The sequence below is a fragment of the Kitasatospora sp. NPDC004723 genome (genome assembly GCF_040609255.1).
Lineage (GTDB): Bacteria > Actinomycetota > Actinomycetes > Streptomycetales > Streptomycetaceae > Kitasatospora.
Genome location: NZ_JBEXJT010000007.1, coordinates 40,426 through 55,776, shown reverse-complemented (window position 1 = coordinate 55,776; position 15,351 = coordinate 40,426). Strand labels below are relative to the sequence as shown.

General features: G+C 75.5%; 9 protein-coding genes. 2 read left to right on the top strand and 7 right to left on the bottom strand.

Features of this window, described 5'->3' with window-relative positions:
• Positions 1-323: 323 nt before the first annotated feature.
• Complete coding sequence (locus ABZW10_RS11190) at positions 324-1,319, top strand: GNAT family N-acetyltransferase (RefSeq protein WP_355362750.1); 996 nt, start codon at positions 324-326, stop codon at positions 1,317-1,319.
• 121 nt (positions 1,320-1,440) lie between these two features.
• Here the strand turns inward: ABZW10_RS11190 and ABZW10_RS11185 are convergent, their stop codons facing one another.
• The 3 genes from ABZW10_RS11185 to ABZW10_RS11175 all read right to left on the bottom strand — a co-directional run bounded on the left by ABZW10_RS11185 (position 1,441) and on the right by ABZW10_RS11175 (position 10,439).
• Positions 1,441-2,898, bottom strand: a complete 1,458-nt coding sequence (locus ABZW10_RS11185) for a DHA2 family efflux MFS transporter permease subunit (protein ID WP_355362748.1) — start codon at positions 2,896-2,898, stop codon at positions 1,441-1,443.
• Positions 2,895-3,092: an MbtH family protein gene (locus ABZW10_RS11180; protein WP_355362746.1), complete on the bottom strand. Its 198-nt coding sequence runs from the start codon at positions 3,090-3,092 to the stop codon at positions 2,895-2,897. Before ABZW10_RS11180 ends, ABZW10_RS11185 begins: the two co-directional genes overlap by 4 nt.
• A 105-nt stretch (positions 3,093-3,197) precedes the next feature.
• Entirely contained in the window at positions 3,198-10,439 is a 7,242-nt protein-coding gene (locus tag ABZW10_RS11175; protein WP_355362744.1) for an amino acid adenylation domain-containing protein, read from the bottom strand.
• A gap of 129 nt (positions 10,440-10,568) precedes the next feature.
• Between ABZW10_RS11175 and ABZW10_RS11170 the strand changes: the two genes are divergently transcribed.
• Complete coding sequence (locus ABZW10_RS11170; RefSeq protein ID WP_355362742.1) at positions 10,569-11,726, top strand: M20 family metallopeptidase; 1,158 nt, start codon at positions 10,569-10,571, stop codon at positions 11,724-11,726.
• A gap of 107 nt (positions 11,727-11,833) precedes the next feature.
• Here ABZW10_RS11170 and ABZW10_RS11165 read toward each other — a convergent pair whose 3' ends face one another.
• The 4 genes from ABZW10_RS11165 to ABZW10_RS11150 all read right to left on the bottom strand — a co-directional run bounded on the left by ABZW10_RS11165 (position 11,834) and on the right by ABZW10_RS11150 (position 15,237).
• Positions 11,834-12,619 (bottom strand): AMP-binding protein, encoded by a 786-nt coding sequence (locus ABZW10_RS11165; protein WP_355362740.1) that lies wholly within the window; start codon positions 12,617-12,619, stop codon positions 11,834-11,836.
• On the bottom strand, positions 12,619-12,843 hold the full coding sequence (locus ABZW10_RS11160) for a phosphopantetheine-binding protein (protein ID WP_355362738.1): 225 nt from the start codon (positions 12,841-12,843) through the stop codon (positions 12,619-12,621). Before ABZW10_RS11160 ends, ABZW10_RS11165 begins: the two co-directional genes overlap by 1 nt.
• A 5-nt stretch (positions 12,844-12,848) precedes the next feature.
• A complete protein-coding gene (locus ABZW10_RS11155; RefSeq protein ID WP_355362736.1) occupies positions 12,849-13,481 on the bottom strand; it encodes an isochorismatase family protein in 633 nt (210 codons plus the stop codon).
• A 67-nt stretch (positions 13,482-13,548) separates the two neighbouring features.
• Complete coding sequence (locus tag ABZW10_RS11150) at positions 13,549-15,237, bottom strand: (2,3-dihydroxybenzoyl)adenylate synthase (RefSeq protein WP_355362985.1); 1,689 nt, start codon at positions 15,235-15,237, stop codon at positions 13,549-13,551.
• Positions 15,238-15,351: the final 114 nt, after the last annotated feature.

The following is a 15,351-nucleotide window of genomic DNA, read 5'->3' as shown; positions in this document are numbered from 1 at the left end:
CCGGCGGGGTGGACGACGGCCTCGGCGGCGCCGCCCCGTGTGACGGCGCGGCCGGACGGGCCGGGCGATCGAACGATCAGACGATGACCGGACAGCCGGTGGAGTGGATGCGGCCGAAGTCGATGTGACGACGGCGGACGAGCACGGTCATGCGGGCACCGTACTGCCCACCGCGCCCGGCCCGCCGGGGATTCGGGCTTTCACCACCCCGTCGAGTGACCGTCCCGGGGCGGCGGGGTGCTTCCGGAAAAAGCCCGGCGGGGCCGACCGGGGATCAGTACGGTGTCACATGTGATGGACTCATCCCTTCTCGGTGACCTCCGGTGATCCGCCCCTTCCTGCCCGCCGTCGACTACCCCGCGCTGGCCGAGCTGCTGTCGGCCGAGGGGCCCGCGCCCGTGACGGCGGCCGAACTCCGGGAGCGGGACGCGGCGTTGCCGGACGCGGACGCGCTCTCCACCGACCACCGGGGACGGCTCACCGGGCACGGGCGGGTGCGGCTGGTGCACCCCGGGCCGTCCGGGGACCTGCTCGCCTTCGCCACCGCCTGGCGCGCGCCCTGGACACCGCCCGGTGACCTCGCCTCGCTCGCCGTCAGCGCGCCCGGCCGCGCGCCGGCCTGGCTGCTGCCGCTCTACGACGGACTGGAGCGCTGGGCGCGCGGGGCCGGCGCATCCCGGCTGCTCGGCGAGTTCCCGGACGGGCACGGGGCATCCGGGCACGGGGCATCCGGGCACAGCCACGGGACGTGCCCGGCGGACCTGGCCGCCCTGCTGCTCGGCCGGGGCTACCGGATGGACGCGCACATCCGCTCGGCCGTGGCCGCCGTCGGGCCGCACCTGCCCGCCCCGCAGGCACCGCCCGGCATGGTGCTCGGCACGCTCGCCACCACCACCGCGCCCGAGCCCGAACGGCAGCTCCACCACCTCTACCGGGAGACCCTGCGGGACAACCCGGGATTCGTCGACTCGCTACCGGAGTTCGAGCAGTGGCGTGCCGAAGCCCTGGGCGCGCCCGGCGGCCGGCCCGACTGGGTGTTCACCGTCGAGTGCACGGGCCGCATCGTCGGCGTCACCGTGGTGCACGCCGTCCCGGACCCGCACGCCTGCCACATCCACTACACCGGGGTGCTGCGCGCCTGGCGGGGCCGGGGGCTGGCGCGGGCCCTCAAACTGCACGCCGCCCGCCACCTCGCCGACCACGGTGTGCGGACGGTCAGCACCGAGGTCGAGGCCGCGAACGTGCCGATGGTCGCGGTGAACACGGCCCTCGGCTACCGGTGGGGGCCGGGGCACCGGCGGCTGGTCAAGGAGTTCTGAGCGCGCGGCCGGGGGCGGGCGGGGAGGAACGGTGGGACAGGACGGCGGGGCGGCGGGGCGGCGGGGCGAAACGACGGCCCGCCGGGCGGGGGCTCGGCGGGCCGTCGGTCGTGCGGGGTCGTCAGTCCAGCGGCGGGGGGCCCGGAGCCTCCTTCGGGAGGCGCGCCGCGACCAGGGCGCCGAGGGCGACGGCGGCGGCCGTGGCCAGCAGGGCGATCCGGTAGGGGCCGGGGTCGCTGGCGTGGGTGCCGTCCTCGGACAAGGCGCCGATGAGGGCCGCCGCTCCCGCGATGCCGAAGGCGCCGCCGAGCGTGCGGACGATGGTGAACAGGCCCATCGCGCGGCCCATCGCGGGCGGCGGCACATCGGCGAACCCGGCGATCTGCACGGTCAGCACGGCGGTGCCCAGGATCAGGCCGACACCGAACATCAGCGCCCGCACGGCCCAGGCGTTCTCGCCGACGCCGGGCACCGCCAGCGCGGCCAGCACCAGCGCCGCCAGCAGCAGGGCGGGCCGTGCGAGCAGGCGCGGGCCCAGCCTCGGCAGCAGCCGGTCGACCACCTGCGAGGCGGCCATCAGGCCGATCGCCTCCGGGAAGACGCTCAGGCCCGCGTCCAGCGCGGAGGCGCCGAGCGCCGCCTGATGGAGCAGCGGGAAGGCGAACAGCGCGCCCATCAGGCCGGCGGCGGTCAGCAGCGCCAGCCAACTGGCCGCGCCGAAGGACCGGTCGGCGAGCAGCCGGAGGTCCACCAGCGGCTCCTCGGCGCGGAGTTGGTGACGGACGGCGAGGCCGAGCAGCAGCACACCGAGGACCCCGGACGCCGCCACCGCCGGTGAGCCCCAGCCGTGCGCGGGGCCGAAGCCGAGCGCGTAGGTGAGCAGGCCCAGGCCGGGGGTGGCGAGCAGGAAGCCGGTGGTGTCGAAGCCGCCGGCCGGCGGCTCCTCCCGGTCGCGCAGGCCGAACAGGCCGGTGAGCACCGCCGCCACCCCGATCGGCACGTTGACCAGGAACAGCCAGTGCCAGGAGAGGTGTTCGGTGAGGAGGCCGCCGAGCGGCGGGCCGAGTGCGGGCATCAGCGCGGTCGGCACGATCAGCACCTTGCCGAGGCCCGCCCGCTCGTGCGGCTCGAACGCCCGGAACAGCAGGGTCATGCCGACCGGGGTGAGCAGGCCGCCCGCCACGCCCTGCACGGCGCGGGCGGCGGTGAGCGCACCGAGGCCGGGCGCGGCCGCACACAGCGCGCTGGCCAGGGTGAAGACGGCGAGCGAGCCGAGGAAGACCCGGCGCACGCCGAAGCGGTCTCCGAGCCAGCCGGCCACCGGGAGGCCGACGGCGAGACCGACCAGGAAGGCGGTCTCCACGGCGTTGGCCGCGGAGACCGGGCGGCCGAAGTCACCCGCGATGGTGAACAGGGCCGGGTTGACGATCGTCGAGTCCAGGCCGTTCATGCACATCGCGGCCGTATAGACGAGCACCACGGCGAGGCGCCCGGCGAACAGCGGGCGCGCCGCCGGGGCGTCGGCGGGCCCGGGAGGCTGGGCGGGGGCCGGGCCGGGCTGGGTGTCCGCCTGGCTCATCGGGCCGGATTGAGGTCGGTCCAGTGGGCGGTGATCCAGTCGAGGGCGGCGGCGCGCTCGCACGGCCCGTGGGCGACGGCCCAGCCGGCCGGGACGGCGGCGAAGGCCGGCCAGAGCGAGTGCTGGCCCTGGTCGTTGACGAGCGCGAGGAACTCGCCGTCGCCGTCGAAGGGGTTGGCGGGGGCGTCGCTCATGGGGTGGGTTCTCCAGACGGGGTGGTCGGTGGGCGGCTGACGGATGACAGCTGACAGATTTCAAAATCTGTCAGCTGTCATCCGTCATCTGTTATCTGTCAGCTGTCAGGAACGGGAGTCGAGGGCGGCGAGGTGCTCCGCGACGACGCCCGCGATGTGCGCGATCGGCTCAGGCAGCGTCATGTCCTTGTGCGAGCAGGCGACGTCCGTGTTGGCGATCCGCCCGGCCACGTACGGCGTCCACAGCTCTGGCAGCAGGGTCTCGTCGATGGTGTCGACGGTGGCGCGGAAGAACAGCACGTCGCCCTGGAGGCGGCGGTGGTCGTAGCCGCGCACCAGGTCGTTGATGTGGAGGTAGATCCGGTTGAGCGCCTCGACGGTGGCGTCGTCCAGACCGGCCAGCGGACTGCCCTCGCGGCGCAGCAGCTCAGTGACGTGGGCGAGTTCGAGCGGCCGCCCGTCGAGGTCCTCCGGCCCGTAGCCGCCCATGGTGAGCAGCGCCTCCAGGGCCTCGGCCTGGTCAGGGACGGGCAGGTCGCGGAAGCCCTCGGCCGGGTAGGCGTCGAGCACGGCCAACAGCTCGACGGCGCAGCCCAGTTCCTCCAGCCGGACGGCCATGGCGTGGGCGATGATGCCGCCGGTGGACCAGCCGAGCAGCCGGTAGGGGCCCTCGGGCTGGATCTCCCGCAGCCGGTCGACGTAGTGCGCCGCCAGTTCCTCCATCGTGGCGGGCAGCGGCTCGCCGGCGGTTGCGGCGCCGACACCCTGTGCCTGGAGGCCGTAGATCGGCACATCGGCCGGGAGGTTGCGGATCAGGCCGGTGTAGCACCAGCTGAGGCCGCCGGCCGGGTGGACGGCGAACAGCGGGTTGCGCCGGCCAGGGGCGGTGGGCCGCAGCGGCAGCAGGACGTCCAGCGCGTCGGCGCCGGGGGTGTCGGCGGCGAGCGCGGTGTCCAGGGCGGCGACGGTGGGTGCCTGGAACAGCGTGCCGATGCCGACCTCCAGGCCGAGCACGGCGCGGATCCGTCCGGCGAGCCGGACGACCAGCAGCGAGTGGCCGCCGAGGGCGAAGAAGTCGTCCTCGACGCCGACCGCCGGAACGCCCAGGACCTCGGCGAACAGCTCGCAGAGCTGCTGCTCGCGCGGGTTGCGCGGGGGCCGTCCGGTGCCGGCCTCGGGGGCGTCGGGGGCGGGCAGCGCGCGCCGGTCGAGCTTGCCGTTGGCGGTGAGCGGGAGGCGGTCCAGCAGCATCACGGCGGACGGGACCATGTGGACCGGCAGGTCGGCGGCGGTCCGGGCGCGCAGTTCCTCCGCGCCGGTCCGCTCCGCGCCGGGGGCGAGGACGGCGTAGCCGACCAGGCGCTTGTCGCCGGGCACGTCCTCCCGGACGATCACGGCGGCGTCGGCGACGGCCGGGTGGGAAGCCAACACGGCCTCGATCTCGCCGAGTTCGATCCGGAAGCCGCGGATCTTGACCTGCTGGTCGGCGCGGCCGTAGTACTCCAGGACGCCGTCGGCGCGGCGGCGGGCGAGGTCGCCGGAGCGGTACATCCGCGTGCCGCGCTCGCCGAACAGTTCGGCGTACGGGTCGGCGACGAAGCGCTCGGAGCTGAGCGCCGGGCGGCCGAGGTAGCCGCGGGCGAGGCCTGCGCCGGCGACGTACATCTCGCCGGTGACGCCAGGCGGCACGGGCCGCAGGTACCGATCGAGGACGTAGACGCGCAGGTCGGGGATGTTGACCCCGATGGTGCTGCCGGTGCCGGCGGCGGCGCTCGCGCGGTCGAGGGCCAGGTAGGAGACGTGCACGGTGGTCTCGGTGATGCCGTACATGTTGACCAGGGTGGGCGCGTCCTCGGCGTGCCGCTCGTACCAGTCGTCGAGGCGGCCGAGTTCGAGCGCCTCGCCGCCGAACACCACGTAGCGCAGGGCGAGTTCGCTGCCGGGTCGTTCCCGGTCGGCGGCGCTGAGCTGGTAGAAGGCGGACGGCGTCTGGTTGAGGACGGTCACCCGCTCGCGGGCGAGCAGGTCGAGGAAGGCCGCCGGGTCGCGGCTGACCAGGTGCGGGACGACGACGAGCCGGCCGCCGTGCAGCAGGGCGCCCCACAGCTCCCAGACCGAGAAGTCGAAGGCGTAGGAGTGGAAGAGCGTCCAGACGTCCTCGGCGCCGAAGCCGAACCAGTGGTCGGTGGCGGAGAACAGCCGGACAACGTTGCGGTGGGTGACCGGCACGCCCTTGGGGCGGCCGGTGGAGCCGGAGGTGTAGATCACGTAGGCGGTGTCCTCGGCGCGCAGCGGCCGGGTGCGTTCGTGCTGGGCGAGCGGGACGGCCGGGTAGTGGTCCGACTCGCCGCCGTCGACCAGGAGTTGCGGCACGCGGTGCTCGGGCATCCGGGGCGCGGTGGCGCGGTCGGTGATCAGCGCGGCGGGGGCAGCGTCGGCGAGCATGTAGGCGAGCCGGTCGGCCGGGTACTCGGGGTCGAGCGGCAGGTAGGCGGCGCCGGCCTTGGCGACCGCGAGCAGGCCGACGACCAGGTCCAGGGAGCGCGGCAGGGCGAGCGCGACGATGGTGCCGGGTCCGATGCCGCGGTCTGCCAGCAGGCGGGCCAACCGGTCGGCGCGGGCGCCGAGTTCGGCGTAGTCGAGCGAGTCGCCGCCGCAACTGGCCGCGATCGCCGCAGGGTCGGCGAGGGCCGCGGCCTCGAAGAGCTCGGGCAGGGTGGCGCCGGCCCTTGCCGCATCGGGCTCCGAGATGACGGGGGTGCCGTTCCATTCCACCAGGGCGCGGTGGTGCTCCTCCTCTCCGATCAGCGGGAGCCGGCCGACGGGGGTGTCGGGGTCGGTGGCGGCGGCGGTGAGCAGCCGGGCCAGGCGTTCGGCGAGCGCCTGGACGGTGACCTCGTCGAAGAGGTCGGTGCGGTACTCCAGGAAGCCCGCGATGCCGCCCTCGCGCAGTTCGCCCGCGTTGAGGGTGAGGTCGAACTTGGCGGTGCCGGAGGGGATCGCGGCGATGGTGGCGGTGAGGCCACCGCCGAGCTCGAACTCCCGGTCGGGGACGGACTGCCAGGCGAGCATGACCTGGAACAGCGGGTGCCGGGCGAGCGAGCGGGGCGGGTTGAGCTCCTCGACCAGGCGGTCGAAGGGCAGGTCGGCGTGGTCGTGGGCGGCGAGGACGGCGGTGCGGGCGCGGCCGAGCAGCTCGCGGAAGGTCGGCTCGCCGGACGTCTCCGTGCGCAGGACCACGGAGTTGACGAAGTAGCCGACCAGGGAGGCGGTTTCGTCGGAGTCGCGGCCGGCGACGGGCGTGCCGATCGGGATGTCGGTGCCGCAGCCGTGCCGGGTGAGCAGCGCGGCGAGGCCGGCCTGGACGGCGGTGAACACGCTGGTGCCGGTGGTGCGGGCGAGTGCGGCCAGGGCGGCGTGGGCGTCGGCGTCGAGGCGGAACGGCACGGTGGCGCCGCGGTGGGAGGCGACGGCGGACCGGGGGCGGTCGGTGGGCAGGTCGAGCTGGTCGGGCAGGCCGGCCAGGGTCTTGCGCCAGTGGTCGAGTTGGCGGACGGCGAGCGGGCCGGGCGCGTCGGCGGTACCGAGCAGCCGCGCCTGCCAGGCCACGTGGTCGGCGAACTGGACGGCGAGGGGTGGAAGTTCGGGGGCGCGGCCGGCGAGGCGGGCGGCGTAGGCGGCGGCGAGGTCGCGGGCCAGCGGGGTGATGGAGGCGCCGTCGGCGGCGATGTGGTGGAGCAGCAGGAGGAGGGTGCGGGTGCCGTCGGGGTTGTCGAACAGGCTTGCGCGCAGGGGTGGTTCGGCGCCGAGGTCGAAGGCGTACCGGACGGCGTCGACGAGCGGGCCGGCGCCGTGGTGCAGCTCGACGGGGGCGGGCGGCAGGATCCGCTGGTACGGCTCGCCGTCGGCGGACTCGCCGTAGACGGTGCGCAGGGTCTCGTGCCGGGCCGCGAGGTCGGTGACGGCGAGCGCGAGGGCGTCGCGGTCGAGCGGGCCGGTGAGGGTGAGGGCGAGCGGGATGTTGTAGGTGGGGCTGGGGCCTTCGAGCCGGTAGTGGAACCAGAGGCCGCGCTGCGCCGGGGAGAGCGGCAGGTGCCCGGTGCGCTCGACGGGGACCAGGGCGGGGCGGGGCTCGGGGGCGGAGCGCTCGCGCAGCAGGGCGGCGAGGGCGGCCGGGGTGGGGTTGCGGAACACGTCGGCGAAGCCGACGGCCGCCCCGAGCGCCTCGCGCAGCAGGGCGGCGAGCCGTCCGGCCAGCAGGGAGTGACCGCCGAGGTCGAAGAAGTCGGCGTCACGGGAGAGCGGTTCGGGCCGTTCCAGGAGGGCGGCGAACAGCCCGCAGATGATCTCCTCCTGCGGGGTGGCGGGTGCGGCACCGCCAGAGGTCGCGGTGGTGGACTCGGGCTCGGGCAGGGCGCGGTGGTCGAGCTTGTCGTTGCCGGTGCGCGGCAGGGTGTCGAGGACGAGGACGGCGGCGGGCACCATGTGCTCGGGCAGCCGGGCGGCGAGGGCGGAGCGCAGCGCGGCGGCGTCGAGGACGGCGCCGGCGGCGGGGACGGCGTAGCCGAGCAGGCGCTTGCCGCTGGGGCCGGGGCGGGCGATCACCACGGCCCGGTCGACGCCGGGGAGTTCGCCGAGGACGGCGGCAATCTCGCCGGGCTCGATCCGGAAGCCGCGGATCTTCACCTGGTCGTCGGCGCGGCCGAGGAATTCGAGGGTGCGGTCGGGGCGGCGGCGGGCGAGGTCGCCGGTGCGGTACATCCGGGCGCCGGGCGGGCCGTAGGGGTCGGCGAGGAAGCGCTCGGCGGTGAGGTCGGGGCGGCCGAGGTAGCCGTGGGCCAGGCAGGCGCCCGCCACGTACAGCTCGCCGGTGGCGCCGTCGGGGGCGGGGCGCAGCGAGCCGTCGAGGACGTAGGCGCGCGAGCCGCGCACGACGCGGCCGACGGGGGTGCCGTCCGGTCCCGGGGTCCAGGAGTAGGCGTCGACGGTGGTCTCGGTGGGACCGTAGAGGTTGACGGGAGTGAGGCCGTCGACCGCGGCGAGGCGGCGCCAGAGCGGGTCGGGGGTGGCCTCGCCGCCGACCGCGATCACGGCGGGGCGGTGCCTCTCCTCGGCCAGCAGGCCTTCGGCGAGCAGGACTTCGAGGTAGGAGGGGGTGACGTCGAGGTAGTCGATCCGCTCACGGTGGACGTGGGCGGCGAGGGCGGCCGGGTCGCGGTAGGTGTCGTCGTCGAGCAGGTGGAGTTCGTGGCCGTGGAGCATCCACAGCACCGGGTCCCAGGAGGCGTCGAAGGCGAAGGAGGCGCTGTGGGCGATGCGCAGGCGTTCGCGGCCGGTGCGGGCGACGGCGGGGGCGATGTGGTCCTCGCCGTGGCCGGCGTGCAGGTTGGCGAGCGAGGCGTGGGTGACGACGACGCCCTTGGGGCGGCCGGTGGAGCCGGAGGTGTGCAGCAGGTAGGCGGTGTGCGCGGGGTCGGGGGCGGGCAGCGGCCCGGTGGGGAGCGCCGCTGCGGGCGGCGCGGCGAGTTCGGCGCGCACGGCCGGGTCGTCGAGGGCGACGGCGGGGCGTCCGGCGGCGCCGGGGAGGGCGGCGAGGGCCTCGGCGGTGCCGACGGCGCAGACCGGGCGGGTGTCGTCGAGGATATCGGCGATCCGCTGCCTGGGGTGGGCGAGGTCGAGCGAGAGGCAGGCGCCGCCGGCCCTGAGCACGGCGAACATGGCGACCAGGGTGTCGGCGCCGCGCGGCATGGCGAGGGCGACGGGGGTGCCCGGGCCGGTACCGAGGGCGGCGAGGCGGTGCGCCAGGCGGGTTGCGGCGGCGTCGAGTTGGGCGAAGGTGAGGGTGGTGGCGCCGCAACGCAGGGCGACCGCGTCCGGGGTGCGGGCGGCCTGCTCGGCGAGCAGTTCGGGCACGGTGCGGGTGACGGGGGGCTCGGTGCGCCCGGCGGTGGCGCGGCGCAGCGCGTCCTCGTCGAGCAGGTCGATCCGGGCGATCGGCGTGTGCGGGTCGTCGAGCAGCAGGGTGGCGAGGCCGTCGAGGTAGCGCAGCAGGCCGTCGCGGTGGGCGGCCAGGGTTTCGGCGGCGTAGCGGTCGGGGTGGGCTTCGAGGCCGATCCGCAGGGCGCCGCCGGGGCCGGGCGAGACGGCGAGGGCGAGGTCGTCGACGGGGCCGGCGGCGAGGTTGCGGACGGTGCCGGGCAGGCCGGCGAGGTCGAGGTCGCCCTCGAAGGCCTTGATGTTGACCATCGGTCCGAACAGGGCGCGGCGGGTGCCGGTGAGGGCGAGGTCGCGGCGCAGGTCCTCCAGCGGGTAGCGCTGGTGGCGGCGGACGTCGCGGACCTCCAGGACGACGCGGCGCAGCAGTTCGGCGGCGGTGTCGCCGGGGTGGACGGCGAGGCGCAGCGGCAGCACGTTGGCGGTGGCGATCGGCGTGCGCAGGGCGGCGGGGCCGCGGCGGTTGGCGAGCGGCAGGCCGAGCACGACGTCCTCGGTGCCGGCGAGGCGGTGCAGGTAGCCGGCGGTGGCGGCGATGACGAGTTCGGCCCAGGTGGCGCGGGCGGCCCTGGCGGCGGCCTCCAGGCGGGGCAGGGTTCCGGCGGGCAGTTCGGCGGCGAGGCGGGGCGGGGCGGCGGGGGTTCCGGCCGGGGCGCCGGTGGGGGTGCTGCCGCCGGGGAGGGTGGCGGGGGCTTCGGCGCCGGCCAGTCGGGTGCGCCAGAACTCGCGGTCGGCGGCGTGGTCCGGGCTCGTCCGGTAGGCGGCCTCCTCGGCGGCGGCCTCGGCGGGGGTGGCGAAGGTGCGGTCGCTGGGGCGGGTGCCGGTGGCGAGCGCGGTGTAGAGCTCGGCGACCCGTCCGGAGAGGAGGGTGAGCGCGTAGGCGTCGACGGCGAGGTGGTGGACGCGCTGGTACCACCAGTGGCGCCGGTCGTCGAGGCGGATGAGGGCCTGGGTGAACAGCGGGCCCTCGGTGAGGTCGACGGGGCGGGCGAGGTCGGCGCGCATCCAGGCCTCGGCGGTGGCCTCGGGGTCGGCATCGGCACGCAGGTCGAGGTGGTGCAGCGGCCAGGGGCGGCCGGGGGCCAGGCGCTGGTGCGGGGCTTCGCCAGCGGCGCCGTCGGTGACGACGACGGCGCCGAGTGCGCCGGCCTCGTCGACGGTCCGGCGCAGGGCTGTCTCGAAGAGTTCGGCGTCGAGCGGGCCGGTGATCTCGACGGCGTCGCCGGTGTTGTAGACCGGGCTGTCGGGGTCGAGCGCCTGGGCGTACCAGATCGCCGCCTGGGTGGCGAGCAGCGGCACGTCGGCTGCGGCGGGGACGGCGACGGGGTCGGACGCGGCCTGGTGGCGACGCATGGTTCTGAGAGCTCCTCGGGTCCGGCGCAACGGAACGCCTACTGCCTACTTAGGTTAGCCTAAGCTATCTACATATCGTCTGGTCAACAGCCCGCCGGGAGGCGGGCCCTGACGCCCCCGGAGGCGCCGATGTCCCCCCTGAACGCGAGCGAGCCCGCCGCGGCCGACCCGGGAGCGAAGGAGGCGGTGCGCGAGCGCGTCCTCGCCCACCGGGACGAACTGCTCGCGCTCAGCCGCCGCATCCACGCCCATCCGGAGACCGCGTTCGAGGAGCACCGGGCCGCCGGGTGGTGCGCCGAACTGCTGCGCGCCCACGGGTACACCGTCACGCCCGGCGCGTACGGCCTGCCCACGGCCTTCGACGCGCGCCTCGGCTCCGGCCCGGTCACCGTCGCCGTGGTCTGCGAGTACGACGCGCTGCCCGGGCTCGGCCACGCCTGCGGCCACAACCTCATCGCCGCTGCCGGCCTCGGCGCCGCACTCGGCCTCGCCCCGTACGCGGACCGGCTCGGGCTCACCGTGCGGGTGATCGGCGCCCCGGCCGAGGAGCGCGGGGCGGGCAAAGCACTGCTGCTGGACGCGGGCGCCTTCGACGGCGTGGACGCCGCGATGATGGTCCACCCCTGCCCGGTGGAGGTCGCCGACTTCCACTCCTTCGCGCTCGGCACCCTCTCCGTGCGCTACACCGGCCGCGCCGCCCACCCGAGCCTCAACCCGCACGAGGGGCGCAACGCCGCCGACGCGCTCACCGTCGCGCAGGTCGCCCTCGGGCTGCTGCGCCAGCAACTGCCGTCGCACTGGCGGGTGCACGGCATCACCACGGCCGCCGGGACGGCGCCCAACCTCATCCCCGACAGCGCCGCGGCCGAGTACGAGATCCGCGCCTCGGCGGCCGAGGACCTCACTGAGCTGCGCGCCCGGGTCGAGGACTGCTTCCGGGCGGGCGCGCTGGCCACCGGGTGCGAGGTCGAGCTGATCCGGCCCGAACCGGACTACCTGGACTTCCGCAGCGACGCCGGGCTGCTCGGCCTGTGGCGGGCCAACGCGGCGGCGGTCGGGCGTCCGGAGCCGGTCGAGAGCGGACCGTTCGCCTGCACCGACATGGGCAACGTCTCGCATGTGCTGCCGGCCATCCACCCGGTGCTGGACATCACCGGTGGCGCCTGCGGCCCGCACGAGGCGGCATTCGCCGAGGCCGCCGTCTCACCGGCGGCGGACCGGGCGATCGTGGACGGCGCCGTCGCCATGGCGTGGACGGCGGCGGACTTCGCGGCGGGGCGGCGGTGACGGCGGTGTGCTGACAACTGACGACTGACAGATAACAGCTGACAGATTTCAGAATCTGTCAGCTGTTATCTGTCATCTGAAATCTGTCAGTTGTCAGCTGTCAGCGGTCAGCCGCGCTCCGGGACGAGGTGCACCGGTCCCGGCTCTGGCAGTGGCTCGCCGAACACCGAGGGCGCGGCCCGCAGGGCCGTCACCCCGGCATCCCGGACCAGCTCCCCCACCTCGCCCGGCCGGTCCGGATCGGCCAGCACCAGCGCCGCCCCGGCCCGCAGCGGCCACAGGAACTCCCACAGCGGCAGCCCCAGTTGCAGCACCCGGTCATCCGGCCCGAGCCCGTACGCGGCCTGCAGCTCGCGCACCCGGCGGTCCACCTCGGCGTGCGTCGTCCACGCCCCCACTGGCCGGCCGCCCGGGCCGTACGCCCGGCAGAGCGGGTGCTGCGGGGCGAGCGCCCGCGGCGGGTCGGTGACCGCCCGGCCGGCCAGTTCGGCGGCGGCCGGCCGCTCCGCGTCCGGCACCCCCTCCCCCAGCACGCACACCGGCGACGCGTCCGCCAGCAGCCAGGCCAGCCGCCCCGGCGCGTCATCCGGGTCCAGCGCCAGATACGCCGCCCCCGACTTGGCCACCGCCAGCAGCGCCGGCACGAGATCGGCCGGGCGGGTGAGCGCGAGGCCGACGACCGTACCGGGGCGGGCGCCGCGCTCCGCCAGGAAGCGCGCCGTCCGATTCGCCGCGGCGTTCAACGCGCCGTAGCTCACCGGCGGCGCACCGGCCGGCAGCAGCGCCGGGGCGTCCGGGGTCCGCGCGGCCTGCGCCTCGAAGGGGCCGATCGCCGTGGTCGCCGGCCACCGCCGCACCCCGGCGGCCCGGGACGCCCCCGTGCCGGGCTCCATCAGGACGCGCCGAGCAGCTCGGCCCAGGCCGCGACGGCCGGGCGCTCGGCCAGCTGCAGAAAGGCCACCTCGACGCCCTCGGCCCGCCAGCGCTCGGCCAGCGCCATCAGCCGCACCGAGTCCAGGCCCCAGTCGGCCAGGTTCTCGTCCAGCGGGATGTCCGCCGGGTCCTCGCCGAGCAGGTCGGCGACCTCGGCCCGGATCCGCTCCACGGTGAAGGCCATGCCCGTCACTTCCCTTCCAGTACGGCATCGGTGGCGGTGACCACGCCGCAGCGCCCGGCCACCCAGGTGAGCGCTGCGCGGTGCTCGTCCGCGCCGAAGTCGGCGACCGCGTCGGCCACCACGAACGCCCGAACGTCGCGCATCCACGCGTCGCAGGCGGTGGCCTGCACCCCGATGTGGGCGTAGACGCCGGTGATCACCAGCTCGTCACGCCCCTGCTCGCGCAGCAGCTCGTCCAGGTCGGTGCGGACGAAGGCGCTGTACTTCCACTTGGTGAGCAGCTGGTCGCCCTCGGCCGGCGCGACGGCGTCGGCGATGGCCGCCGCCCGCGGGTCGTCCGGGATGCCCGGGCCCCAGAAGTCCTGCTGCAGGCCGCGCTGTTCGGGGGTCTGGCCGCCCGGCTGCGCCGAGTAGACGACCGGCACGCCGTGCTCGGCGGCCCAGGCGCGCAGCCGGTTGATGTTGGCGAACAGTTCGGTGACCGGCGCGGCCGTCGTGTCGAAGGCGCTCAGGAAGTGGTTCTGCAGGTCGTGCACCAGCAGCACGGCCCGGGACGGGTCGACCGTCCAGTCGACCCGGTTGACCGGCAGGTCGGTGGCGGCGGGCATCAGGTAGGAGGGGATGCGGGGCAGGCCCACGGCGGTGCTTCCTTAGCTGTGTCGGGGAGTTCAGGAACTTCGGGGACGTCGGGGACGTCGGGCGCGTTCAGGCGGTCGTGAGGCCGGCGGCGATGGCGGCGCGCAGGTCCTTCTTGCTGACCTTGCCGATGCCGGTGGCGGGAAAGGCGTCGACGAACTCGACGCGGTCCGGGACCTTGTAGTCGGCCAGCCCGCGCTCCCGCACGAAGCGCTTCAGCTCGACGGACTTCGGCGGGCGCGCGCGGTGCTCCTCGCGCAGCACGACGTAGGCGCAGGTGCGCTCACCGAGGTAGGGGTCGGGCATCGAGACCACGGCGGCGTCGTGCACGGCCGGGTGGGCCAGCAGGTGGTTCTCGATCTCCTCGGCGGCGACCTTCTCGCCGCCCCGGTTGATCTGGTCCTTGGCACGGCCCTCGACCACCAGGTGGCCGGTGGCGGTGCGGCGGACCAGGTCTCCGGTGCGGTAGAAGCCGTCCTCGGTGAAGGAGTTGGCGTTGTGCTCGGGCGCGTTCCAGTAGCCGCGGATGGTGTAGGGGCCGCGGGTGAGCAGGTGGCCGGTGGTGCCGTCGGGCAGCTCACGGTCCTGGTCGTCGACCACCCGCACCTCGTCGTCCGGGGAGATCGGGCGCCCCTGGGTGGTGACGATGACCTCCTCCGGATCGTCCAGCCGGGTGTAGTTGACCAGGCCCTCGGCCATCCCGAACACCTGCTGGAGGGTGCAGCCCAGCACCGGGCGCACCCGCCGGGCGGCCTCCTCGCTGAACTTGGCACCGCCGACCAGCAGCACCTCCAGGCTCTCCAGCCCGGTCGGCGCCCCGGCCGCCCGGCGCCGCTCGGCGGCCTCCAGCCAGAGCAGCGCCAGCGGCGGCACCAGGCCGGTGATGGTCACGCCCTCGCGCTCGATCAGCGGGAACGCCGTCTCGGGGCTCGGCTGCGGGCAGAGCACCACCCGGCCGCCCGCGTACAGGGTGCCGAGCGAACCCGGCGAGCTGAGCGGGAAGTTGTGCGCGGCGGGCAGCACCACCAGGTAGACGCTGTTCTCGTCCTGGCCGCAGAGATCGACCGAGCCGCGCAGCGAGTAGATGTAGTCGTCGTGGGTACGCGGGATGAGCTTGGGCACCCCCGTGCTGCCGCCGGACAGTTGGAGGAACGCGACGTCGCCCGGCCGCGGTTCGGGCTGCGGCTCCTCCCCCTCGCCGACCGGATCCGCCGGGACGGCGGCCAGCGGCGTGTGCTCGCCCGCATCGCCGCCCGCCACCAGGACGTGCCGCAGCGACGGCGTCTCCGCCCGTACCCGGGTGGCGAGTTCGCGGAAGTCGAAGCCGCCCTCGACGGCCGGGACGACGTAACCGACGGCGCCGGTGAAGGCGCAGAAGTAGGAGATCTCGGTGTACCGGTGCGCGGGCAGTGCGAAGACCGGCAGTGCGCCGATCCGGAACAGCCCGAAGACCACCTCGAAGAACTCGGCGGTGTTGGGGAGTTGGACCACCACGCGGTCGCCGCGGCCGATGCCCAGGGCGCGCAGCCCGGCGGCCGTCCGGTCGGCCCGCCGGTCGAGTTCGGCGTACGTCCAGCGGCGGGTCGGGTCCTCGCCCTCGCCGCCGGCCGGGTCGACGACGGCGATCCGGTCGGGGTGTGCGGCGGCTCGCTCGCGCAGCATCGAGCCGAAGGTCTCGCCGCGCCAGTGGCCGGCGGCCCGGTAGCGCTCGGCGAACTCCGCCGGAAAGGGGGTGAATCCGGCGAGCACCTGCCGCATCGGATCCACCTGGTCCAGCCGGTCCACCGGACCCCTCGGGTCCACCGGGTCCTTCTGGCCCGCCGGGTCGAGGTCGAGCGGTTCGGTCACGGAGTCCCCCGGGGTGGCCAGATC